Origin of the sequence: Sporomusa malonica (genome assembly GCF_900176355.1) — a bacterium.
GTDB classification, from domain to species: Bacteria; Bacillota; Negativicutes; order Sporomusales; family Sporomusaceae; genus Sporomusa; species Sporomusa malonica.
Genome location: NZ_FWXI01000025.1, coordinates 22,137 through 45,485, shown reverse-complemented (window position 1 = coordinate 45,485; position 23,349 = coordinate 22,137). Strand labels below are relative to the sequence as shown.

Below are 23,349 nucleotides of genomic sequence, written 5' to 3'. Positions count from 1 at the left end.
GGCTTTCACCTCTTATCTTCAGCATACCACAAGCTGCGTCTAGCCAAAAGAGCCTGCCGCGCTTTGCGACAGGCTCTTTGCAGCTATATATTATTGTTGTACCGGAACGTTAGCGTTACCATAGCAGCCCTGCATCGGTCCCATACCCTGTCCAGGTCCCATGCCATGACCGCGTCTATGTCCCATACCCATGCCTGGTTTGCCATCTTTCTGCTGCTGCTCCATAAAAGCAATGTGCTCATCAGCCTGAGCCTGGGTTATCCAGCCCCATTCCACCTCTTTTTGCAGCACTTGTTTCTTGTGTTCAAGCATCTCTTTTTGCCAAGTGGCAATCTGGGCTTTTTGCTCGTCAGTCAGGTTAGCCTGCTGTCCTGCCGGTCCAAAAGGTGGGCAAAACATGCCAGGATTTCCTCCTGGGGCGGCCAGGGCGACCGCGCCAGCCAGTGACAGCACCAGAATTCCGATAAGGGCAAAGATGGTGATTTTTTTCATGACAACCACTCCTTGTTGTTTGATTTAACTCAAGTATAGCGCATCTTACTGGCAAAAGTGTGTCAGAACTGTGAACAAAGAGTGAACTTTATTGTATGGCACTGCCTTACTTTCTCTGTACCTTGACTGCTGTACCCATAATAACAATCATCATCAAACCCTCACCTACACTGGACATGGAGTGATGAACGCCAATTACTGCGTCTGCCCCCATGGCTTGGGCCCGTTCTTTAAGCTCGCTTCCTACGCTGTTGACACCTTTGGACAGCGAGTTTTCATATGAATTGCTACGCCCGCCAAAGATATCGCTCAAACCAGCCAGAAAGTCTTTAATTACATTGGTGCCCATAACGACCTCACCGGTCACTACCCCCAGATACTCTCTAACCTCATACCCTTCCAATATTGAGGTTGTAGAAACAATCATAATGACGCCTCCTCTATGTAAACTTAGCATTAGGACTACTTAATTATTATATCCAAGCTTTATCACCAGCATAATTTTAAAACACTACTCCCCCCCTTATACAGCTTCGTTATCATTCAAATATTGCTTAGCATCAGGACGTTCGCGTGCAAGCACTCTGAAAAAGGCGTCCAAAATTTCCGGATCAAATTTGCTTCCCCGCCCGGCACGCATTACCATCAAGGTTTGGTCCAGATTCATGGCCTTCCGGTATACCCGATCTGAAGTGATGGCCTCATAAACGTCAGCAACACTTAATATCCGTGAAACGAACGGAATATCCTGGCCCCTTTTCCGACTGGGATAACCGCGGCCATCATAACACTCATGATGATATAAAATATATTCAGCTACCTTTTCAAGCTGCTCAATATTAATTAATGCATCATAACCTAACTGGGGATGTTTTTGAATAACAGTAAATTCGCTTTCCGTAAGCTTACCTGTTTTGTTTAAGATCTGTTCCGGTATACCGATTTTACCAATATCGTGAAGAACAGCCGCAATAGCAAGCTCACTCATGGTGTCAGGCGCAAGCTCAAGCTCTTTACCGATAGCCAGTGCAATGTCTTTTACCCGGGCAGAGTGAACTCCGGTATATTGGTCGCGGCTACCGATTAGCTTGGCCAATGAAGTAACTGTCTCAACCGCCAAATGCTGGTTTTGCTGCTCAAGTTCAATTTTTTCAGTTATATCAAGTGTAAACTCCAACACATAACTAACAGAACCATTCCCAGCTAGCACAGGTACCGCCGTCTGCTCAATATACTTGACCGCCCCATGATGATTGCGTTCCTGCTTGGTGCGTTTGTGAGTTGTGGCAGTGGTAAGAGCCTCAGCCACTGGGCAACCCAAACAAATTGTACCCTCACCAAAGACCTCATAGCACCTCCTGCCAAGCGCCGCGTCTTTGGTTACACCGCTAATTGTTGTAGTAATTTTATTGACCATAAGTACTTGATAGGTGGGGGAAATCGCTGTGACAGCACAAGGAGCATGTTCCACCATAATGTCGAATAGCTTTGCTTTATTTCCCACTATCTCACTATCCACCGTTCCCTTAGCGCGGTTACCTTGGCTCCGGCGAACTGCAAAAGCCCAAGAGCTGATTATAACCAAAATAAGCACATTAATGCCGATTAACAGAGTTTCCGTTTCTAGCACTTATGACCCTCCAAACATTGCAACAAATAAAAAAAGCCAAGCTAACGAGAGCCTGGCTAAAATTGTTAGTGTAAATTAACTCTTTCGACAAAATCTTACCATATTCAACATATTATTGTCTAGCAGTTTATTGCCAAAACCAACTATAAGAATTTTCTTAGTTCATTACTAAAGTACTATTGTTTTTCTATTTACAAACATTATTTGGTAAAGTATAATGTGTTACGGTTCGTGCCACAATCATATTGAGAGGTGGTCTTTAAATGGCTGATAAATTTGACATTGGCATCATAGGCGGCGGCCCAGCTGGTGTATTTGCCGCCTATGAGCTTGTCATTAATAATCCGGATATCAAGGTTGCTTTACTCGAAGTCGGACACGACATTTATTCGCGTCGCTGCCCCATCTCGGATAAAAAAGTACCGGCCTGCATAAAATGCAATCCCTGCGCTATTATGCGTGGTTTTGGTGGTGCTGGGGCCTTCTCTGATGGTAAATATAACTTTACCACTAAATTTGGCGGCTGGCTGAACGAATACCTTCCTGACCAGACCGTGCTTGACTTAATTGACTATGTAGACCAAATCAATATAAAATACGGCGCACCTGCTGAATACTTCAGTACCCAAAACAGTAGTCTTGGCAAAGAGGCCCTGCAGTATGACCTACATCTTTTAGACGCCAGAGTCCGCCATTTAGGCACTGAAAACAACTTGAAAATTCTTGAAGCAATATATGATTATCTGAAAGAAAAAATAACTATGCTGTTCGGTGTAATGGTAAATACTATTAAAAAGCAGGATAGTACGTTTATTCTGGAAACCGCCAAAAATGGCGAAATAGAATGCGATTACCTAATAGCCGCTCCGGGCCGGGCCGGCTCAGAGTGGTTTGCCAACCAATGCCATGCCCTTGGTCTCCCACTCACTAATAATCAAGTAGATGTCGGTGTCCGTATCGAAATCCCGGCTGAGGTATTCCAGCACATTACCGATGAAGTATATGAAGCCAAGTTGGTATACCGGACTAAGCAGTATGGAGACTTAGTCCGAACCTTCTGCATGAACCCCAAAGGGTATGTTGTTGCTGAAAACACTGACGGTATTGTTACTGTCAACGGTCACAGCTACCGGGATGAAAAGCTGCACAGTAAAAACACTAACTTCGCGCTACTGGTCAGCAACAAATTTACCGAACCCTTTACCGAGCCACACCAATATGGTAAACGAATTGCTTCTTTCTCCAATATGTTGGGTGGCGGTGTGTTGGTACAGCGCTTTGGCGACCTATTAAAAGGCCGCAGGACAAACGAGCATCGTCTGGCGCAAAGCTTTACCCAGCCAACACTCAAGGCCACTCCTGGTGACTTAAGTCTGGTTCTGCCAAAGCGCCACCTGGACAATATCATTGAAATGATTTATGCACTCAATAAAATTGCCCCAGGTATGACCAATGATGACACCTTGCTGTATGGGGTTGAAGTCAAATTCTATAGCTCGCGCCTTAAGCTGACCGGTGAACTGGAAACTGAGATTGAAAACATGTTTGCAATTGGCGATGGTGCCGGTATTACCCGCGGCTTATCCCAGGCCAGTGCCAGCGGTGTGCATGCTGCCAGAGTTATAAATGATCGAATTAAAAAGTAAATAGCAAAAAAACGCCAATACCTTAACATGGTCTTGGCGTTTTTCGCTAGCATTGCTCTGTCAAATAAGATAACGCAGGTAGACATAAACACTTGCAATAAGCACAGACAGCATGGTAAGGGGAAATCCAACTTTCATAAACTGGATAAAAGATATCGGAGATCCTTCTTGCGCCGCTAGCCCTGCCACAATTACATTGGCACTTGCCCCAATGAGCGTACCGTTGCCGCCTAGACAGGCGCCAAGAGCCAGACTCCACCAGAGTGGTTCCAGGTTGGTGACTCCCATCATACCCATTTCTTTAATCAGCGGAATCATCGTAGCAACAAAAGGGATATTGTCAAGAAAAGCCGATGCAATGGCGCTCAGCCAAAGAATTAACATAGCTGTAGTTGTCGGATTACCTTCTGTAAGTTCAAACGCTTTCTGAGCCATCAGAGAAATTACCCCTGTCTCAACAAGCCCGCCGACCAACATAAACAGACCGACGAAAAAAAGGAGCGCAACCCATTCAACCTTATGGAATACATGTTCTAAGTCGTGGTCTGAATTTTTCCTGGCTAAGATGATCAGCAAGGTAGCGCCAAAGATAGCTACTGTAGCCGACTCTAAATGAAGCTGCTGGTGCAAAAAGAAGAGGGTTATCGTAAGAGCCAGCACGGCTAAGCTAATCTTAAGCAGCTTGACATTTTTTATTTGTTTACCCGGATCAAGACTCATAATCTTATCACTTAACTCTTTAGTTGTCTTAAGCTGCTTGCGGTAAATCAGGGTAAGCAGCACGATATTTACCACAAGAATTACCATCGATATGGCGGCAAGGTTGTTGACAAAAGCCAGAAAACTTAATTCCTTCACGGCACTGCCAATCATAATGTTGGGGGGGTCCCCGATCAGAGTAGCTGTTCCGCCAATATTAGATGCTATGATTTGCGATATCAAATAAGGTGCCGGCTTAACATTGAGCTGTTTGGTAATGCTCAGGGTTACCGGAACTGTCAAGAGTACGGTTGTGACGTTGTCTAAGAGAGCTGACGCCACAGCAGTGATTACCGATAAGGCAATCATTAGCTTTAACGGATTGCCATCAACTGCCTTGGCAGCCCAAATAGCTAAAAACCGGAATAGTCCTGTTTCACCGGTAATTGCAACTATAACCATCATCCCCACTAGTAACCCTAGTGTATTAAAATCGATATGATGAATGGCCTGTTCCTGGCTTAGAACACCTAGCATGATAACAAGCACCGCCCCCGCCAGGGCGACAACGGTGCGGTGGATTTTTTCCGAGATAATTAATGCATAGGCCACAAGGAAAACGCCCACTGCAATAGCTTCCTGACTAATATTCATTGTTCTCTCCCTCTCTACCATTCATGATTTGAACTTACTTTATCCAGAATTAAAGAATTGAAATCAGCTTGAGCATATCTTTATAAAAAGTATAGGAGGAGCCCTAAAAAACAGCTCCCCCCTACTAATTCTTGAAAAAGACAGAAGGAGCCCTTGGTGACAGGCTCCTCCTATAGCAAAACGTATTTTTTTGTGATTATATCATAAACAAAGCTGCGTCTAATGTCAATATTTTTTCGGCAGTAGTTTACTCCAGAAAAACATATACCGGGCAATCATCTGAAGTGCTTATACAAAATATGGAAGCAGAGTTGACTTGAACAATCAGATATCGTATTATTTTTATAATGATATAATCTTTTTGGAGGGGAGTCTGCCAATAGGACTCTCTTTATCCTTTGTAACTGACTGTTCACCTTAGGGAGGCGCTTTACTTTGCATGATTTAGCTTTTTGGGGTTCTGTTATTGTTTTCCTGGCCACCTATGCACTCATCATCTGGGAAAAATTCCATCGCATGGTTGTTGCCATGGGCGGCGGTATGCTAATGCTTTTACTCGGTTTTTTAACCCAGGAAACAGCACTTAAAGATGACATTGACTTTAACACAATTGGGCTGTTGACCGGTATGATGATTTTGGTTACTATCACTCGCCGTACAGGTGTCTTTGAGGCTGTTGCCATCTGGTCTGCCCGCATAACGAAGGGCGAACCGTTGCGTCTGCTGGCACTACTTTCACTCATTACTGCCCTGGCCTCAGCGCTTCTTGACAATGTCACAACTGTATTATTAATTGTCCCGGTAACACTGACACTGACTGATAAGTTGGAGGTTAACCCGACGCCGTTTCTTATCTCGGAGATTATTGCTTCAAACATTGGCGGTACAGCAACCCTGATCGGAGACCCGCCCAATATCATGATCGGCAGCGCTGTGGGCCTTGATTTCAATTCTTTTGTAATTAACCTGGCTCCGGTTAGTTTTTTGGTTTTAATAGTAACAATCGGCCTGCTGCTCCTTATTTATCGTAAAGATTTGCAAGTCGCCGACGAAAATCGCGAGGCTATTTTACAACTTAATGCTGCAGACCAAATAAAAGATTCGGTTTTACTAAGAAAATCACTCTGGGTGCTTGGTATCACAATTATCGCTTTTGTTTTCCACGGATTTCTACATTTGGAGTCTGCTACGATTGCCCTGGCAGGAGCCATTTTGTTAATGCTGGTCAGCCGTGAAGAACCCGAAGATGTCTTGCTTCATGTTGAATGGCCTACAATCTTCTTTTTCATCGGATTGTTTGTTCTCGTGGGCGGCCTTAAAGCGACCGGCGTAATCGGCGAACTGGCCCACTGGACCCTTACCGTAACTCATGGTGACTTGCTCCAGACCTCAGTAATAGTATTATGGGTTTCAGCCATTGCTTCGGCGTTTATTGATAACATCCCCTTTGTCGCCACCATGATCCCTATGCTGCAGGAAATGGGACAGCTATCAGGTATGAACATGGAGCCGCTGTGGTGGTCACTGGCACTGGGCGCCTGCCTTGGTGGCAACGGCACGTTAATTGGTGCATCGGCAAACGTTATAGTCGCCGGTATTGCCGAAAAGAATGGCATTGGTCTCTACTTTGTGCAGTATTTAAAAATCGCTTTTCCGCTGATGATTATCTCTATTATCATCTCTCACGCTTACATATTACTACGGTATTTTTAGTTAGCGCTTAAACCTAGTTTTGCCAAGAGGCACCTGTCATTGACAGGTGCCTCTTGGCTTATCCGCAGCTACTGCAGTACGATCTTAATGCTTACCTAATAACCAAGCAAAGTTCCCACCTGGAATACGATAAATGACAAAATCCAGGCCAATACAGTTGAATAAACAGGGCTAAACAAAGCCCACTTCCACGAGTTGGTTTCGCGTTTGATAACGGCAATTGCAGCCAGACAAGGCGAGTAAACTAAGACAAATATCATCAAAGAATAAGCAATAAGTGGCCTGAAACTAGGATCATTGCCAATAGCCTCTTGCAGCGCTACCGCAGTCTCACCAGTTTGATCAACATGATAGATGGTGCCTAAGGTGCTGATCAGTACCTCTTTAGCGGTAAAGGCTGATACCAGCCCTACACCAAGTTTCCAGTCAAAACCCAGCGGTGCAATCAATGGTTCTACCAATTTTCCCAATTGGCCGGCATAGCTTTGGGCAATTGGATCTGCCGTAGGATAGTTCACCAAAAACCAGACTAAAATAGATACTGACAAAATAATTGTTCCGGCTTTGCGCAAATACAGCAGACTGCGCTCCCACATATGGATTACCATGCTTTTGATAGTCGGCCGCCGGTATGGCGGCATTTCCATCACAAAGGGATCACTCTCACCCCTAAATATCAGTGTGCGGAATACGCGAGCTACCATGACAGCCAGCAAAATACCGAGGAAATAAATAGAAAACAAGACTGTTCCAGCAACAGTTTCATCAAAGAAAGCCCCAATCAGCACAGTATACACAGGCAGTTTGGCACTACAGCTCATAAAGGGCGCCACTAAAATAGTGACAAGTCTGTCACGCGGGCTTTCCAGCGACCGTGTTCCCATAATAGCAGGTACACTACAGCCAAAGCCTAATAAGAGCGGGATAAAGGATTTGCCGTGAAGACCTACAGCCCGCATAATTCTGTCCATAATAAAAGCCGCTCGCGCCATATAACCAGTATCTTCCATGAACGCGATACCTAAAAACAAGATGAGGATATTAGGCAAAAAAACGATAACACTGCCAACCCCGCCAAAGATTCCGTCAACAATAAAGGAGCGTAGTTCGCCGTCAGTCAGATATTCACTGACAAATTGAGCCAGACTACCAACACTATCTTCGATCCAAGCCTGGGGATAAGCCCCAACTGTAAATACCATATTAAATAACAACCACATCAGGCCAAGGAAAATCGGCAAACCGGAAAACCGCCCAGTCAATACCAAATCCAGCTTGTCAGAGGTAGTCATCTCCTCGTCCTCATGGATTGTTACTGAGTGGGCATATACCGCAGCAACAAACCGGTGTCTTTGTTCAGCAATTAAGAGTGCCGGGTCACCCAGTTCTTCAAACAGCTCCTGGCGAAAAAGCGACGCAGTTGCAATCGCAAGTTCACTGCCCTGAATACCGCTCAAATATTTGCTTGCTTCAGTGTCACCTTCTAAGAGTTTTAAGGCCAGCCACCGCCGGGGAAATCGCAATCCTGTCCTAATCTGAGACAGCAAATCGATTATCCGGTCAAGAGCCTCCTCAATCTTGCTACCATAGAGAAGAGTAAACCGGCAAGGCTGGCTATGTTCTGCTGTTGCTGCCGCTACTGCAAGAATATCCTCAGTCCCCTGATTTTGCCTGCCAACACTACGCACAACCGGTGTCTGCAAAGCCTGGGCTAACAGCCTGTCATCAATCTGTATCCCCTTACCGTCTGCAACATCAACCATATTTAGGGCAATAATAACAGGCCGCTCTAGCTCTAACAGCTGCAGTGTCAGATACAGATTGCGCTCCAGATTGGTTGCATCTACGATATTCACAATGATATCAGGTTTGTCATGGACAATAAAACTGCGAGCCACCAATTCATCTGCTGAGTGCGCCATTAACCCGTAGGTGCCTGGTAAATCCACGACAATAAACTCTTTGTCCTGGTATTTTCTGAACCCCTCCCGCTTCTCTACCGTAACTCCGGGATAATTGCCCACATGCTGATTAGAGCCTGTGAGGTTATTAAATATCGTTGTCTTACCTGAGTTGGGGTTACCGGCGAGAGCAAGGGTTAGCTGCGTATTCGTCACCCTATCGCCACCTCAATTAATCTGGCTTCTTTTTTGCGTAGTGACAAATTAAATCCTTTTACCTTAATTTCCATTGGATCACCCAGCGGGGCAAACTTTTGCACCGCTACCCGCGTGCCTGTGATAATACCCATATCGATCAGGCGCTGCTTGATTGAGCCCCTGCCGGTTACCTTGGTTACCCGACCTTGCTCGCCTGGCAGCATTTCACTCAGCCGCTTTACTGCCTCCGTGTCTCCAGGTAGCTTACACTCTTGACAAAGCCTGACAAATGCGTCGGCAATCGATGGATCAAATTGCGTACCCCGGCAGCGTAATACCTCCTGCACAGCCTCTTCCTGCGTCATGCAGGAACGATATGGGCGTTCACTTGTCATGGCATCAAAAGCATCGGCTAGTGCGATTATTCTAGCGCCTAACGGAATAGCGGTTCCGGCCAGACCTTCCGGATATCCCAGACCATCCCAACGTTCATGATGATAACGGACGATCTTGGCGATCGGCCGCAACATAGTTACTTTATTCAAGATGTCATATCCCACCTGCGGATGGCTTTTAATAACTTCAAATTCTTCTGAAGACAACCGGTCAGGTTTAAGGAGAATATGATCAGGAATTCCAATCTTGCCGATATCATGAAGATGAGCGGCAACATGAATGGTATCCTGGTTTGATTTTGTCATGCCCAGCTGTCTGGCCACAGCAGCTGCTATTTCAGCAACGCGATCAGAATGCCCCCGTGTATATGTATTTTTCGCATCAAGCGCAGCTGTAAAGGCCTCAACAAACTCATGGACACCGGCGTTTTGGAGTAATGCTTCCATTAATGAGTCACCCCTCTTGGCCCTAGCTGTTCAAACAATTCAACCTGCTCTTGTCCTAGTTTGGCACAATCATAATAAGCGACTTGGTCTCTCCCCGAATTCTTAGCGTCATAGAGAGCCTTGTCAGCGTATTTGTATAACAACTCCGCCTTTGTATAATCAGGCCTATCGCCGCTGAATGCCCCAATAGAGCAAGTAATATTTATACACTTGCCATCGCAAGTTTGAAACAAATACTCTTTTATATTATTGCGTATTTGTTCAGCGAGCTCGATTGTTTGGGTTAAATTAGTGTCTGAGAGCAAGACTGCGAATTCTTCGCCGCCAATCCGTGCTGCCATATCGCTGCGCCTTAAGCGAGTACGCAGTATATGGGCGATGGCTTTCAGAACAATGTCTCCAGCCTGATGACCATAGGTATCATTAACCCTTTTAAAATAGTCAATATCAAGAATAAATAGCGAAAGCGGCTGATCAATGCGATTCGCACGGCAAATCTCCTGTTCCAGATGGTCAAAGAAATGCCGCCTGTTTGATAAACCTGTCAACGGGTCAGTCATTGCCATTTCGTTTAGGCGCTTGTTTGCCACTTCCAATGCTTTTTTCTGTTCCATTAATTCTTGCTGAGCCACATCCAGCTCATCAATGGCCTCGTTTAATTGACCTTCCCGCAGTTTAATTTCACGGGCCATCCAATTCATATCACGCATCACTGATATAAACTCGTTTTCCTCGCCATTGTCTGGCGCTTCATTAGGCAAAGCTGTATGAACCCGATATTTCCCTTCCTTGACAAGCTTACATAAGGCCCTGATGTCTCCTAAATCTTTGGTTACTAACCAGCGCGCCGCCATAAATGGCCCAATCAAACCAACCAGTGCTGCTACACCGGCTCCAACAGCAACGGCTTGATCCATAAATATGATGACTATAACTGGCACTGCTGCCGCCACAGTCATCAGCATTTGCAGCTTTGTAGTTATTTTCACTGGATAACCTCCCAGGCTTATTATTTTGAGAATGGTTATCATTTTATATTTTTAAAAAAAGTACCGGCTCAGGCCAGTACCTATGATAATAGTTCTCAATAATTATTCTATTTTAATTGGGCTTTTTTGTCAATGAGTTTTTTGAACCATGGATACCATCCGCCTCTCTACTGGGTGAGATAAACACTATATCAGCCATTCTACATTCTCATATTGTTCTTATTGATAACTTTGTTTTTTACGGAAGGATTTTTGTGTAATACCACGAATATATGCTTGTGCACAATATGCATTGCATCAAAACTCAGGAGGAATTACACCCATGAAACTCGCCAAACGATTAAGCAATCTTGGTACTGAAAACGCCTTTGAAGTACTCAATGAGGTAAACCGCCTCAAATCCGCTGGCCGCAACATCATTAGTTTTGCCATTGGCGAACCCGACTTTGATACTCCGGACAATATTAAACAAGCCGGCATCAAGGCTATTCAAGACAATTTTACCCACTACAGCCCTTCAGCCGGTATTTTACCGCTTAGGGATGCTATTGTCAAATATATTTCAGCTACCCGCAGTATCCAGGTAAATCATGACGAAGTAGTTGTAACGCCTGGCGGCAAACCGATTATCTACTATGTTCTTCACGCCCTGGTTGACCCAGGTGACGAGGTTATCTACCCTAATCCGGGGTTTCCCATTTACGAATCAGTCATCCGGTTTACTGGCGGCGTGCCTGTCCCCGCTCCCATCTTGGAAGAAAAGGATTTCAGCTTAGATACTGCTGAACTGGAAAAACTGATCACCCCCAAAACCAAGCTAATTATCCTGAACAGCCCTCATAATCCTACCGGCGGCATGCTGACTGCACAAGACCTAAAAACTATAGCTGAACTGGCTTGCCGGCATAATCTCTGGGTATTATCAGATGAAATTTATAGCCGGATCACATATGCCGGAACCTTTGCCAGCATATGTTCACTACCTGGTATGCAGGAGAAAACAATAATCCTTGATGGCTTTTCTAAGACATACGCCATGACCGGCTGGCGGTTAGGCTACGGGGTTATGCCTAAAGAGCTAGCCGTCCATATTGCCCGCCTGATTACCAACTGCGAGTCCTGTACCAATACCTTTGTGCAGTACGGTGGCCTGGAAGCCTTAACCGGCCCACAGGACTCTGTCATCAGCATGGTCAGTGAGTTTAAAGCCAGACGTGATTTTATTGTCGCCGGTTTAAACAATATTCCTGGGTTTTCATGCAAAACACCAAACGGCGCCTTCTATGTTTTCCCCAATGTAACTGAGGCCTGCAAGCGTTTGGGTCTGCCTGACAGTAAAGCCCTGCAGCAACACTTGCTCCATAACGGGGATGTTGCCGTACTGCCCCGATCGGCGTTTGGGGTACGCAATACTGGTGAAACGCAGGAATATCTACGTTTTTCCTATGCCGCCTCCTGTGATATAATCGCAAAAGGCCTGGAACGCATCGAAAAGGCCATGAGATAATATCTCTAATATGCTCCCGCCGGCAAATTGCCAGCGGGAGCATATTTCTGTTTTCGCATTTAGTTTACAATTTAAGCAATTTTAAGGTTTGTTCATCAGTAATACCAGTCTCGGGCAGACGATTATCTCGTTGAAAAGCCCTAAGTGCTGCCTCAGTATCTTTGCCAAAGGTTCCTTTTGCCCGTTCCTGGTAGTAGCCTAATGCAACAAGCTTAAGCTGCAGCCTGACAACATCTGGGCCGACTGTGCCCCGCCTTAGCGTTCTTTCTATTTTTGGTATTGGACCAATAATATTGACAGGTGTACCTACAGGCACCCATTCATACAGCTCCTCAGAATTCCGATTAGTCATCCGAATACAGCCGTGGCTGGCAAAGCTACCAATGGACCACGGCGCACTGGTGCCATGAATCCCGTAACTTCCCCACGGAATATCAAGCCCCATCCACCGGGTGCCCATCACTTCTTCCGGGCTCCAGCCTTTATACACAACATTCCATTCACCGATTGGCGTTGGTGTCGCCTTTTTGCCGACAGCCACCCGGTAGCGTTTGAATAACTTGCCATTGTCGTACAGTTCAAGTACCCGGTCATAAATTCTTATTGTTATCGATAATTCACCTGTTGGTGTCTTAGTTTCCTGGGTAATAGAATAATTTAGCGCTGCGGCATCAATATAATCATATAGCCAAACACAACCAAACAGAATAAACAGTGCAGCAATTACTATACCAAACCGGTTTTTTGCCCTTTTAGCATTTAAATAAAAAAAAGCCATCTCACTCTGCTCCCGCTTAAGTATTTGCTACTATATTCATATTACCGTCAGCAACGATCAATGCTAAGAAAATTAAAATAAAAAACGCCACTTCCTCTAGGAAATGGCGCTAACAAATTATATACCTGAATAACCCAACGCTCTTGATATCTCTTTAGTGCTCTCCAATAACCTATCTGCTACATCTTTTTCAATCTGCTCCCTGGAGAAGCGGGAGGCTAACCCCGAGATGCTGATAGCGGCAACTACATTACCTGCGTTGTCATAAATAGGTGCTCCAATGCATCTGCCGTCAAGCTCGCTCTCGCAGTCATCAAATGCATAGCCGCATTTACGAACCTGCTCCATTTCTTTCAGATAGTCTTCCGGGGTACAATGTGTGTATTCTGTCCGTCGTCCCATGCCCTCAGCCTCAAGAATTTCTCTGATTTTTGCATTGTCATGCTTGATCAGCAGTGCTTTGCCCAAGGCTGTGCAGTGAACAGAATTTGTAGTTCCCAATTTTGCTACAAGGCGCAAGGCATGAGGGCTTTCGACAGTATCCACATAGAGCACTTTATTCTTAGCCAGAACAGCAAGGTGGATTGTCTCTTTTGTCAGCTCATTGAGTTGATGCAGATATTTTCTGGCTAAATGTTTGATATCAAAATTCTGTTCGGCACGCTGGCTCATCATGAGTAGTTGAAGGCCTAGCCGGTAATTACCGTTCGAATCACATCTCACATAATCCCGTTTTTCCAGGTTGTTCAAAAGACGGTAAACGGTAGATTTAGGCAGGGCTGTTTCATCAGTAATATATTTAAGACTTACCGGCGTAACGCTGTTGCCAACTACTTCTAATATATCAAATGTTCGCTGCAAGGACTGCACTTCTAAACCCGACATCTGCAACCTCCCTATCACTTACCACAAATCCGGCATATCTAATATACTACATAAATCGCCAGTTTCCTGCCTAGCCTTACTTATCCTGATAGAAAGTCTACTTTATCTGGCCAGCCAGCCGCCATCAACGGCTATCGTATAGCCACTGACATAATCAGAAGCAGGGGCAGCCAGGAAGACAACAGGTCCGCCCAGATCAGCCGGGGTTCCCCAGCGTCCAGCCGGAATCCGGCTCAGAATTTCAGCGCTGCGCTCTTCATCAGCACGCAAAGGGGCCGTATTGGCTGTTGCCATATAGCCTGGAGCAATGGCATTGACGTTAATATTATGTTTAGCCCATTCATTGGCCATTAGACGGGTTATTCCCATAATCCCGCTTTTGCTGGCAGTATAGGATGGTACTCTAATGCCGCCTTGGAAAGACAGCATCGAGGCAATATTAATAATTTTACCACCGGTACCCTGTTTAATAAACTGTTTGGCAACTGCCTGGCAGAAGAAAAAGACGGTTTTAATATTGATATTCATTACATCGTCCCAGTCTTTTTCGGTAAAGTCTACAGCATCTGCCCGCCGGATAATGCCAGCATTGTTAACAAGTATATCAACGTGACCAAATTCGGCCACAACCTGGTCAATAACCCCTTGAATGGGTTCGGTGCTGAATAAATCTGCATCAATGGCCAAAAACTTCCGGCCTACAGCCGCGATCTTTTGCGCTGTTTCCGACTGATCGCCTAGCCCAACGCTAACAATATCAGCACCAGCCTCTGCCAACGCAATGGCCATCCCTTGCCCCAGGCCTGTAGCGGCGCCGGTAACAATAGCCACTTTTCCGTTTAAACCAAACATATTCATGCTATTTCCACCTTCCAAATAGTTTATTTCAGGTTCTTCATTGCAACATGATCCATATCATCAAAGGTCTGGTTTTCGCCAGCCATGCCCCAAATAAAGGTATAGCAGCTTGTGGCCACACCCGAATGAATCGACCAGCTTGGAGAAATAACTGCCTCTTCGTTACTCATAACAATATGGCGTGTCTGACTAGGTTCACCCATTAAATGGAAAACAGCAGCATCTTCAGGAAGATTGAAATAGAAATAGACTTCCATTCGACGGTCATGTGTATGGCAAGGCATACTGTTCCACATATTTCCTGGTTCCAATGCAGTCATCCCCATGACTAACTGGCAGCTCTTAACACCCTGGGGATGGATATACTTGTAGATATTTCTTTCATTTGAACTCTGAATTGAGCCAAGGTGAGCCGGTGTAATACTCTGACGTTCAATCTTGGCGGTAGGGTATGTGGTATGAGCTGGTGCACTGTTAAAATAAAACTTAGCAGGTTTACCAGCATCATTGCTTGAAAAAGTAATTTCCTTCGACCCCTTGCCGACATATAGTCCATCGGTAGTATTTAAGGCGTATTCGACCCCATCTACCTTAACAACACCTGCACCGCCAACATTGATTACACCTAATTCTCTTCTTTCCAGGAAATATTCTACACCCAGGCCTTTACCTACTTCCAGTGCCAGCGGCTTAATTGGGCAGGCACTGCCAGTAATCATGCGGTCAACATGACTATATACCATCTTAATTTCGTCAGGCTTGAACAACCCCTGAATCAGAAACCGCTCTCTAAGTTCCTCTGTTGTGAGTCTTTTTACATCCTCAGGATGAACTGAATGTCTAACTTCCATCTAATCTCCTCCTAAATTAACCCTTAATTATTGTTCACTATCTACAGTCAACAACAGCACTATTAGCATTTACAGGAATCCCGTTTCATAATGCAGAACTAAATACTATTTTATATTTATTAATACGCTTAACCAACAAAAAATCCTGCTATGTTTTGCTCTAAAAACACAACAATCCACGATGTGGAATTTGATTTCAAAAAAATAAAGACGACTTGTTAGCCGCAGCCACAAGTCGCCTTTATTTTTTTTATTCATACCTTAGTGCATCAATAGGGTTTAAGAGCGCCGCTTTGCGTGCAGGGTATAGGCCGAAGAAGAGACCAATACCAACAGAGAAACCAAAGGAAACTAGAATCGGCATTGGTGTAATCACTGTCTTCCACCCAGCAAAAGAAGAAATGACATAAGAACCGCCGACACCTACCGCAATGCCGATAGCACCACCGATTACCCCAATAACAACTGCCTCAATGAGGAATTGCATCAAGATATTAGCGTATCTGGCTCCTAACGCTTTACGAATACCAATTTCTCTCGTCCGCTCGGTGACAGATACCAGCATAATATTCATAATGCCAATCCCGCCAACAAGCAGTGAGATGGCTGCGATGCTGCCAAGCAGCATAGTAATAGTACCAGTCGTCTCCTGGGCTGTCGCCATGACACTGGCAAGATTGCGCACAGTAAAATCATCAGCCTTGTCGCCAGTAATGCCATGACGTGACCGGAGTAAACTGGTTACTCCATCCTGGACATCGTTTACAACCTCAGCATTTGCTGCCTGCACACTAATTGTCTGGACATAGGTAATGCCCATCATGCGCTCCTGTGCAGTTGTCAGCGGAATAATTACCGTGTCATCCTGATCCTGGCCCCCGGCTGACTGCCCCTTGCTCGCCAATACGCCGATGACGGTGAACGGAGCGTTACCAATGCGAACACTTTGTCCCACCGGATTGATATTATCAAACAAGTTGCTGGCTACTGTTGAACCAATAACGGCAACCCGATTTCTTGTCTCCACATCTTCATTGGTGATGAAACTGCCGCTCTCAACGCTCAAATTGCGAACATCCAGGTATTCCGGAGTGGTTCCCTGAACACTTGATGTCCAGTTCATATTTCCGGCAACAAGCTGATACTGCTTGCCTACACTGGGGGCCACAGCGCCTATTCCAGGAATCTCACGCGCCATAGCTTGTGCATCTTTCAGTGTTAAGGTGGTACTGGTTCCTGCCGCCTGCCTTACACCAGAGGAGGAGGCCGCCCCTGGCGTAACAATAATCAGGTTGCTTCCCAGGCTGGCGATAGAGCTTGATACCTTCTCTCTCACCCCCATGCCAATGGAAACCATGGCGATTACTGCACCAACACCGATGATAATGCCAAGCATAGTTAGGATAGAACGCAGCTTGTTGGAGACTAATGCATCTAAGGCAATCTTTACACTTTCCCAGAACACATTATTCATCCCTCTCTGTGTCCCGGACAATGAGTCCGTCCCGGACATGAATCACCCTTTTTGCATGGGCAGCAATATCTGGTTCATGAGTTACGAGGATAATGGTCCGGCCAGCAGCGTTGAGTTTTTTAAAGATGTCCATAACCTCATTGCCTGACTTAGTATCAAGCGCCCCTGTCGGTTCGTCGGCCATGATAATCGTAGGTTCATTAACCAGTGCCCTCGCGATCGCAACCCGCTGCCGCTGTCCGCCTGATAACTCATTAGGTACGTGATCCATTCTGTTTTCCAACCCAACAGCTGCCAGCGCTTCGGCTGCCCGCTTTTTGCGTTCTTTACCCTCAACACCTGCGTAAACAAGCGGCAAGGCGACGTTATCAAGGGCCGTAATCCGTGGCAGCAGATTAAAGTTCTGGAAAACGAATCCAATCTTCTTGTTGCGTGTTAATGCCAGCTCGTCATCAGTCAAAGATGATACTTCTTGCTTATCAAGAACATAAGATCCGCTGGTCGGGCGGTCCAGACAACCCAAAATATTCATTAACGTTGATTTCCCTGAGCCTGAAGGGCCCATAATGGCGGTAAATTCACCTGCGCTAATAGTAAGCGTTACTCCCGCTAACGCGGCAACAGGTGTATCTCCCATCTGGTATATCTTTTTTACGTCAGATAATGCTATTGTCATTTTTTGACCCCCTTATTTAGCGCAACAAACCTATGTCATTGCGAACGCATGTGAAGTAATCTTGATTCTAGAACATTGGCCGGGCTCCTGTGCCTTGACGTGAGCCCTGTTGGCTGCCGCTTGTTTGTGTTTGCGTCTTAGGCTGTGATACCACAACTTTATCGCCTTCACTGAGCCCACTGGTAATCTCAACGCGATCATCGCCGGTATTGCCGGTAGTTACAGTGACATTTTGGGTTTGACCATTCTGTCCTGGAGTAACAACATATTTGCCTGTTTTATCTGTTTTTATTGCCGAAAGCGGCAGTGTTAGTGCACCTTTGCTTTCGCTGATAGTGACAGAGACCCTGGCCACCATCCCAGGATTAAGCAGGTTTTCAGCATTATTAACATCAATGGTTACTGGATAGTAGGTGACATTCGAGGAAACGACAGATTTCCTGGAGATAGTGGCTACCGTACCTGTAAATGTTTTGTTCGGGTAAGCATCAACAGTAAAGGTAACTTTTTGTCCAAGGACAATTTTACCAATATCAGTTTGGTCAATATTGGCTTCAATCTGCATTTTAGACATATCCGCCACTGTCAAAATTACGGTTGGATTACTCACACCCTGAGCCACCATCTCACCGGCTGTCAGCGGTTTGCCGATGACACTGCCATCAATTGGCGAAACAATGATGGTTTCGTTTAGGCTGGACATAACTTCATCGTAGTTTGCCTTGGCAATGTTATAATCCATGCTGGCATTATCCAGCTGTTCGTTAGATGAGCCGCCAATCGTATTGAGCTTTGCCGTTCTTTGATATTTTACCGCAGCGTTATTAAGTTTTTCTTTAGCCTGGGTTACCTTAGCCTGTAATCCGCTGTCTTCTAGGATAACAAGAACTTGGCCTGCCGTTACCTGCTCGTTTTCTTTAACTTTTACCTCTTTGATTTGCGCCGTTATTTTTGAGCTGATGTCCACCATGTTGACTGGCTTAATTGTGCCAGTTGCCGCCACTACAGAAGTAAGGTCACGGCGCTCTACCTGGATAATCTGCTGCGCAGTAACAGACGAAGTTTTGCTCTGGCTTTGATAGTAGTATCCGCCAGCCGTAACAGCAGCCAGAATAAGGATAGCAAGAAGCAGCCATTTCTTATTCTGCTTAGCTCTCAGCCATAGATTTCTCATCATTTTACCTCCGTCATTTTGTCTATCATCACTTGCTCTACTCGACCTTCAATCCGATTGCTTTATCCAGTTTGGCCTTATTGATATTGTAATCATAGAGCGCCTGCACATGGTTGGTCTTAGCCTGATTAAGTGCCAGCTGGGCATCAAATACGTCAAGATTAGTGCCTGCACCGGCCTTATATGTTTCCTGGGCAATATAGAGATCTTCTTTTGCCTTATTGGCTGCTACCTCGGTCGTCTTGAGGCGTTTTTCCGCTTCTTTCATATTAAGATAGCTTTGACGCACTTCCTGCTCTACAGCATCCTGAGTCTGCTCAGCCTGAAGTTTAGCCTTATTGAGAGAGGACTCAGCCTGGTTTATCTTAGACTTGGTAACGCCGGCATCAAAAATGCTCCAGCTGGCTGAGGCTCCGACTGACCAGTTGGTATCATCGCTAGGCAGCAGAGTGTCATTCCAACCGGTCGACGCCGATAACGAAACTGAAGGCAGCTTATTGCTTTCCGCAATTTTAATGCCTTTAACCGCACTGTCAATACTTACCTTAGCTTGAGCAACCTCAGGGCGATTTTCCTTAGCAAGGGCGATTGCTTCTGCCAATGTTCTAGTATCTGCCTGATAGGTAAGCTCACCCACTAATTGGATATCTGTCCCTGCATCCATATTCATGGTATTAAGTAAGCTTGATACCGCCAGGTCATACTGATTTTGCGCCTTTATCTGATTCTGCTCGGCGTTGGCAACTTCTACTTCAGCCCGTAGAAGTTCAGACTTAGCCACAACACCGGCCTCGTATTTTGCCTGCACGATAGTTAAGTGAACCTTTAAATTATTGACACTTTCCTCATTCACTGCAAGCATATTCTTCGACTCAAGAACACTATAGTACCCAGTAGTCGTGTCTTGTTTTAGCTGTTGCTTTGCTTTAACAACGTTTAAATCGGCAGTAGTAACGCCAAGTTTCGCCTGCTCAATCTGCGACTCAGTCCGGCCCCCATTGTAAAGCTGCCAGTTCATTCTTACATTGTTACTAAAACTGTCTTGGCCTGAATCATTTTGGTTATAGCTGCTGCCAAGTGAAACAGTCGGCAGCTTCGCGGCCTTGGCTTCATCAACACTCCATAAGGATTTTGCTTTATCTTCGCCTGCAATTTGAATTGATGGATTGTTTTTTAAAGCAAGTTCAATACTTTGTTCTAATGACAGCTTTATAGGTGCAGCAAATACAAATGTGTTCTGTAACAGAATTAGACTTGCGGTAATCCATGCAGCCTTATTTTTTAAGCTTGGCATAGTGTTGTTGCCTCCCTAAAGTCAGTTTTCTAATTTTAAATGATATCAGAATTCTAATCAATGTTTTTTTGAATCTCTTTAGATTGGTTACCTACTTTGCGTCTGTAATACCATTGTGATTGATTAGTTTTAGATTTCTTTTAGAAATCTCCTTAATCTTTAGAAGTTTATTGGTAAACCAAAGAATTTTCCAAGGTTAATCTGCTAAAATATATACTGGTAAAGCTGTCCATGGAAGGATAAATTTCACAAGGCTGTGGCATTGAAGGATGTTATCAATGAATTTACTGCTAGTAGAAGATGAGGGTAAATTAGTCGAATCCTTATCACATTTGCTGAAAATGAACGGCTTCGTGGTAGATGCTGCTCTCGATGGGCAAACAGGCATGAACCTGGCATGTACCGGACTCTATGACATTATTGTCTTGGATCGCATGCTGCCCCAGCAAGATGGTATTTCTTTCCTGAGATTATTTCGCAGCCTGGGGCATGATACCCCAATCCTTGTTTTAACAGCGAAAGACTCTCCCGCCGACCGGGTAGAAGGGTTAAATGCCGGTGCCGACGATTACTTAACAAAGCCTTTTTTCACCGATGAATTAATTGCAAGATTACAAACCCTGGTCCGTAGAGCCAGAAAAGGGAAGGCTCCAGAGATTGCAATTAAAGCGGCGGGGTTAATCTTAGACCCCCTGCGTAGTCAAGTAGTAAAAGGTATAGAAACATTTCATCTGACAGCAAAAGAAGCCTCACTCTTAGAACTTTTAATGCGCAATTGCAGCCAAGTTGTTACAAAAAAACAAATCTCAGATAAAATCTGGGGAAGCCACTCCAAGACTGCAATGGCCAATGTAGATCTATATATTCATTACCTCCGCAAAAAGTTGAATATCCGCGAAATTAGAACAATACGCGGTGTAGGTTACTCCTTGCAGGGAGACAATCATGTTTCATAGACTGCGTTACAAGCTCACCTTAATCAACGTATCGATTATCTTGATCCTCTTTCTTCTGCTTATTGCAGGTGCGTACTGGTTTGCCCAAACTAAAATCAGTAAATTTACAGATAACCTAGCTCAGAAAATAGTATCAGATATACAAACAGGTCGAATCAACGATCTCCCCTCGCGTAATGAGCCACGACCGATGCCACCCTCTGGACCGCCGCTTGGTCTCCCGCTCCCGCCTCCACCGGGACCGCCACCTGGGCCTAATTTCTTTTTTGTAAAAACCTCGCCTGCTGGCGCCATTATTTCTCAATCATCTGTCCTGCCGCTTAATTCGGAGGGCTTGGCAGCACTAACGGCACAAGCACTGCAGGGTGCCGCCAGCCAGGGAACAATTGTATTCGAACAAACAAAATATTCTTATGTAAGAGCACCATTAACTACGCAACCAGGTATGCTTGTCTTGTATCATGATTTAACTCACGATACAAATATACTGCGGGTTGTGCTGACAGCTTTACTGGCTGTTGGCCTTATTTGTTCATTGCTCTCGTTTGCTGCCAGTTTCTTTATGGCCAATCGCGCCATGAAGCCAATCAAAAAGGCTTGGCAGCAGCAAAGCGATTTTCTCTCCGATGCGTCCCACGAACTGCGTACGCCCCTATCTGTTATTCAAATTAACCTGGATATCCTTAGGGGAAGCCCAGATGATACGGTTTCCAGCCAAAGCAAATGGCTAGACAACATCCAGGAAGAATCCAAATGCATGATCAACCTTGTTGATTCTCTGCTCTTTCTGGCACGGGCCGATTCACAGCAACAGCCGCTCCATAAACAGCCCTATTCCTTTACTACCTTACTTACGCGGGCAGTGGCGCCATTTGAGGCGGTTGCGGCAGCCAAAGGCTTGTCTCTTGAAGTAGCTGCTGCTGTTGCTGGCAATGATTACGGCGATGAGCTGCGAATTAAACAAGTAGTCACAATCTTACTGGATAATGCCATTAGACATACTTCAGTTGGTACCATCTCGGTCTCATTATCGCAATCTAACGCTAACACACAATTATCGGTTACTGACTCTGGTGAGGGAATTGAACCAGAGCACCTGACCAGAATCTTTGACCGCTTTTATCAGGTGGATACATCCCGGCGCAAAGGAGGTTCTGGACTGGGACTAGCCATCGCCAAATGGATTATTGAAAGCCATGACGGAACAATTGCTGTTACCAGCACTCCCGGGGTAGGAACAACCTTTGTTGTTCAGCTCCCACGCAAACCTGATGCTTAATTTTTATTCAACTTATTGAGAATAAATGTTGGAACTAAATAAAGTTCTAACATTTATCTGCGATAATATAAACAATAACATTCCACGGAAGGAAAAACTTCACAAGGCTGTGACTCTAAAGGATGTCGTAGCATGAAACTGCTGCTTGTAGAAGACGAGAATAAATTAGTTGATTCATTATCTCATTTATTAAGAAAGAACGGCTTTGTCGTAGATGCTGCCCTGGATGGGGAAGCAGGAATTGATATGGCCTGTACGGGAGTCTATGACCTAATTGTTTTGGATCGCATGCTGCCTAATAAAGATGGACTATCTCTGGTAAAAGAATTTCGCAGTATGGGACATGATACCCCAGTTCTTTTTTTAACAGCAAAGGATTCCCCTGAAGACCGGGCCGAGGGTCTGAATGCCGGAGCAGATGATTATTTGGTTAAACCATTTTTTTCTGTCGAATTATTGGCAAGACTACAAGCCCTAACCCGCCGCCGGAGCAAGGAGCTAACAGACAACCTATTGACAGTTAACGGTCTTATTTTTAATCCGCTGCGCAACCAGGTCATTAAGGATAACGAGGTCGTTCAGTTAACACTCAAAGAATCACAGTTATTAGAACTGCTAGTACGTAATTATGGGCAAGTCGTCACTAAGGAGCAAATCATCCAAAAAGTATGGGGCTACTTCTCAGATGCTGAATTTACCACCGTCAACCTCTACATTCATTACTTACGTAAAAAGCTTAAGCTCTCGAATCTAAAAACCGTCTGGGGCGTAGGCTATTACTTGCATAAAGAAAATAACGCAACATTAGCTAATTAGTGGAACAAGACTACCGACACCTAACCTAGTTAGGCTG

General features: G+C 45.1%; 21 protein-coding genes. 6 read left to right on the top strand and 15 right to left on the bottom strand.

Translation table 11 applies throughout. The features are described from left to right. Window positions 1-90 precede the first annotated feature (90 nt). The 3 genes from B9A22_RS21205 to B9A22_RS21195 form a co-directional block, all read right to left on the bottom strand. A complete protein-coding gene (locus tag B9A22_RS21205) occupies window positions 91-492 on the bottom strand; it encodes a DUF2680 domain-containing protein (RefSeq protein ID WP_084577946.1) in 402 nt (133 codons plus the stop codon). Window positions 493-598: 106 nt separating this feature from the next. Continuing rightward, window positions 599-919: a YbjQ family protein gene (locus tag B9A22_RS21200; protein ID WP_084577945.1), complete on the bottom strand. Its 321-nt coding sequence runs from the start codon at window positions 917-919 to the stop codon at window positions 599-601. 96 nt (window positions 920-1,015) lie between these two features. Next, the gene (locus B9A22_RS21195) at window positions 1,016-2,122 is read right to left on the bottom strand and encodes an HD domain-containing phosphohydrolase (RefSeq protein ID WP_084577944.1); all 1,107 of its coding nucleotides are present in this window, start codon (window positions 2,120-2,122) and stop codon (window positions 1,016-1,018) included. A 263-nt stretch (window positions 2,123-2,385) separates the two neighbouring features. Between B9A22_RS21195 and B9A22_RS21190 the strand changes: the two genes are divergently transcribed. Continuing rightward, complete coding sequence (locus tag B9A22_RS21190) at window positions 2,386-3,768, top strand: NAD(P)/FAD-dependent oxidoreductase (protein WP_084577943.1); 1,383 nt, start codon at window positions 2,386-2,388, stop codon at window positions 3,766-3,768. A gap of 60 nt (window positions 3,769-3,828) precedes the next feature. On the opposite strand, the gene B9A22_RS21185 is transcribed toward B9A22_RS21190, so the two are convergent. Beyond that, window positions 3,829-5,121, bottom strand: coding sequence for an ArsB/NhaD family transporter (locus B9A22_RS21185; protein ID WP_217806013.1), 1,293 nt, complete (start codon window positions 5,119-5,121; stop codon window positions 3,829-3,831). Between the two features lie 435 nt (window positions 5,122-5,556). On the opposite strand from B9A22_RS21185, the gene B9A22_RS21180 reads away from it, so the two are divergent. Next, entirely contained in the window at window positions 5,557-6,834 is a 1,278-nt protein-coding gene (locus tag B9A22_RS21180; RefSeq protein ID WP_084577942.1) for an ArsB/NhaD family transporter, read from the top strand. Window positions 6,835-6,929: 95 nt separating this feature from the next. On the opposite strand, the gene feoB is transcribed toward B9A22_RS21180, so the two are convergent. Genes feoB through B9A22_RS21165 form a run of 3 tightly spaced genes read right to left on the bottom strand, consistent with a single transcriptional unit; the run spans window position 6,930 to window position 10,764 of the window. Then, window positions 6,930-8,951, bottom strand: a complete 2,022-nt coding sequence (gene feoB, locus B9A22_RS21175; protein ID WP_084577941.1) for a ferrous iron transport protein B — start codon at window positions 8,949-8,951, stop codon at window positions 6,930-6,932. Beyond that, the gene (locus B9A22_RS21170; protein WP_217806012.1) at window positions 8,948-9,775 is read right to left on the bottom strand and encodes an HD domain-containing phosphohydrolase; all 828 of its coding nucleotides are present in this window, start codon (window positions 9,773-9,775) and stop codon (window positions 8,948-8,950) included. The genes feoB and B9A22_RS21170 overlap by 4 nt, the downstream gene beginning before the upstream one ends. Next, window positions 9,775-10,764, bottom strand: a complete 990-nt coding sequence (locus tag B9A22_RS21165; protein ID WP_176215636.1) for a GGDEF domain-containing protein — start codon at window positions 10,762-10,764, stop codon at window positions 9,775-9,777. Before B9A22_RS21165 ends, B9A22_RS21170 begins: the two co-directional genes overlap by 1 nt. 322 nt (window positions 10,765-11,086) lie before the next feature. On the opposite strand from B9A22_RS21165, the gene B9A22_RS21160 reads away from it, so the two are divergent. Further along, window positions 11,087-12,271 carry a pyridoxal phosphate-dependent aminotransferase gene (locus B9A22_RS21160; protein WP_084577939.1) on the top strand — a complete coding sequence of 395 codons (1,185 nt, stop codon included), beginning with the start codon at window positions 11,087-11,089 and terminating at the stop codon, window positions 12,269-12,271. Window positions 12,272-12,335: 64 nt separating this feature from the next. On the opposite strand, the gene B9A22_RS21155 is transcribed toward B9A22_RS21160, so the two are convergent. The 8 genes from B9A22_RS21155 to B9A22_RS21120 all read right to left on the bottom strand — a co-directional run bounded on the left by B9A22_RS21155 (window position 12,336) and on the right by B9A22_RS21120 (window position 20,261). Beyond that, window positions 12,336-13,049 carry a L,D-transpeptidase family protein gene (locus B9A22_RS21155; protein WP_084577938.1) on the bottom strand — a complete coding sequence of 238 codons (714 nt, stop codon included), beginning with the start codon at window positions 13,047-13,049 and terminating at the stop codon, window positions 12,336-12,338. A gap of 117 nt (window positions 13,050-13,166) precedes the next feature. Beyond that, on the bottom strand, window positions 13,167-13,934 hold the full coding sequence (locus B9A22_RS21150; protein WP_084577937.1) for an IclR family transcriptional regulator: 768 nt from the start codon (window positions 13,932-13,934) through the stop codon (window positions 13,167-13,169). 102 nt (window positions 13,935-14,036) lie between these two features. Then, on the bottom strand, window positions 14,037-14,792 hold the full coding sequence (kduD, locus tag B9A22_RS21145) for a 2-dehydro-3-deoxy-D-gluconate 5-dehydrogenase KduD (RefSeq protein WP_084577936.1): 756 nt from the start codon (window positions 14,790-14,792) through the stop codon (window positions 14,037-14,039). 23 nt (window positions 14,793-14,815) lie between these two features. Then, on the bottom strand, window positions 14,816-15,643 hold the full coding sequence (gene kduI, locus B9A22_RS21140; protein WP_084577935.1) for a 5-dehydro-4-deoxy-D-glucuronate isomerase: 828 nt from the start codon (window positions 15,641-15,643) through the stop codon (window positions 14,816-14,818). A 250-nt stretch (window positions 15,644-15,893) separates the two neighbouring features. Next, the gene (locus B9A22_RS21135) at window positions 15,894-17,108 is read right to left on the bottom strand and encodes an ABC transporter permease (protein ID WP_084577934.1); all 1,215 of its coding nucleotides are present in this window, start codon (window positions 17,106-17,108) and stop codon (window positions 15,894-15,896) included. 1 nt (window position 17,109) lies between these two features. Then, window positions 17,110-17,793: an ABC transporter ATP-binding protein gene (locus tag B9A22_RS21130; protein WP_084577933.1), complete on the bottom strand. Its 684-nt coding sequence runs from the start codon at window positions 17,791-17,793 to the stop codon at window positions 17,110-17,112. Between the two features lie 67 nt (window positions 17,794-17,860). After that, window positions 17,861-18,970 carry an efflux RND transporter periplasmic adaptor subunit gene (locus B9A22_RS21125; protein WP_342747867.1) on the bottom strand — a complete coding sequence of 370 codons (1,110 nt, stop codon included), beginning with the start codon at window positions 18,968-18,970 and terminating at the stop codon, window positions 17,861-17,863. Between the two features lie 34 nt (window positions 18,971-19,004). Next, on the bottom strand, window positions 19,005-20,261 hold the full coding sequence (locus B9A22_RS21120; protein ID WP_084577931.1) for a TolC family protein: 1,257 nt from the start codon (window positions 20,259-20,261) through the stop codon (window positions 19,005-19,007). 278 nt (window positions 20,262-20,539) lie between these two features. Between B9A22_RS21120 and B9A22_RS21115 the strand changes: the two genes are divergently transcribed. From B9A22_RS21115 to B9A22_RS21105, 3 genes are all read left to right on the top strand, one after another. Further along, window positions 20,540-21,217, top strand: coding sequence for a response regulator transcription factor (locus B9A22_RS21115; protein WP_084577930.1), 678 nt, complete (start codon window positions 20,540-20,542; stop codon window positions 21,215-21,217). Continuing rightward, window positions 21,207-22,496 carry a sensor histidine kinase gene (locus B9A22_RS26130; RefSeq protein WP_245824089.1) on the top strand — a complete coding sequence of 430 codons (1,290 nt, stop codon included), beginning with the start codon at window positions 21,207-21,209 and terminating at the stop codon, window positions 22,494-22,496. Before B9A22_RS21115 ends, B9A22_RS26130 begins: the two co-directional genes overlap by 11 nt. 132 nt (window positions 22,497-22,628) lie before the next feature. Then, window positions 22,629-23,312, top strand: a complete 684-nt coding sequence (locus tag B9A22_RS21105; RefSeq protein ID WP_084577929.1) for a response regulator transcription factor — start codon at window positions 22,629-22,631, stop codon at window positions 23,310-23,312. Window positions 23,313-23,349: the final 37 nt, after the last annotated feature.

Bases quoted from the DNA above. Each gene is read 5' to 3' on its own strand.
- B9A22_RS21205 (WP_084577946.1), bottom strand. From the start codon at position 492: ATGAAAAAAATCACCATCTTTGCCCTTATCGGAATTCTGGTGCTGTCA.
- B9A22_RS21200 (WP_084577945.1), bottom strand. From the start codon at position 919: ATGATTGTTTCTACAACCTCAATATTGGAAGGGTATGAGGTTAGAGAG.
- B9A22_RS21190 (WP_084577943.1), top strand. From the start codon at position 2,386: ATGGCTGATAAATTTGACATTGGCATCATAGGCGGCGGCCCAGCTGGT.
- B9A22_RS21185 (WP_217806013.1), bottom strand. From the start codon at position 5,121: ATGAATATTAGTCAGGAAGCTATTGCAGTGGGCGTTTTCCTTGTGGCC.
- B9A22_RS21170 (WP_217806012.1), bottom strand. From the start codon at position 9,775: ATGGAAGCATTACTCCAAAACGCCGGTGTCCATGAGTTTGTTGAGGCC.
- B9A22_RS21160 (WP_084577939.1), top strand. From the start codon at position 11,087: ATGAAACTCGCCAAACGATTAAGCAATCTTGGTACTGAAAACGCCTTT.
- B9A22_RS21155 (WP_084577938.1), bottom strand. From the start codon at position 13,049: ATGGCTTTTTTTTATTTAAATGCTAAAAGGGCAAAAAACCGGTTTGGT.
- B9A22_RS21150 (WP_084577937.1), bottom strand. From the start codon at position 13,934: ATGTCGGGTTTAGAAGTGCAGTCCTTGCAGCGAACATTTGATATATTA.
- kduD (WP_084577936.1), bottom strand. From the start codon at position 14,792: ATGAATATGTTTGGTTTAAACGGAAAAGTGGCTATTGTTACCGGCGCC.
- kduI (WP_084577935.1), bottom strand. From the start codon at position 15,643: ATGGAAGTTAGACATTCAGTTCATCCTGAGGATGTAAAAAGACTCACA.
- B9A22_RS21130 (WP_084577933.1), bottom strand. From the start codon at position 17,793: ATGACAATAGCATTATCTGACGTAAAAAAGATATACCAGATGGGAGAT.
- B9A22_RS21125 (WP_342747867.1), bottom strand. From the start codon at position 18,970: ATGATGAGAAATCTATGGCTGAGAGCTAAGCAGAATAAGAAATGGCTG.
- B9A22_RS21120 (WP_084577931.1), bottom strand. From the start codon at position 20,261: ATGCCAAGCTTAAAAAATAAGGCTGCATGGATTACCGCAAGTCTAATT.
- B9A22_RS21115 (WP_084577930.1), top strand. From the start codon at position 20,540: ATGAATTTACTGCTAGTAGAAGATGAGGGTAAATTAGTCGAATCCTTA.
- B9A22_RS26130 (WP_245824089.1), top strand. From the start codon at position 21,207: ATGTTTCATAGACTGCGTTACAAGCTCACCTTAATCAACGTATCGATT.
- B9A22_RS21105 (WP_084577929.1), top strand. From the start codon at position 22,629: ATGAAACTGCTGCTTGTAGAAGACGAGAATAAATTAGTTGATTCATTA.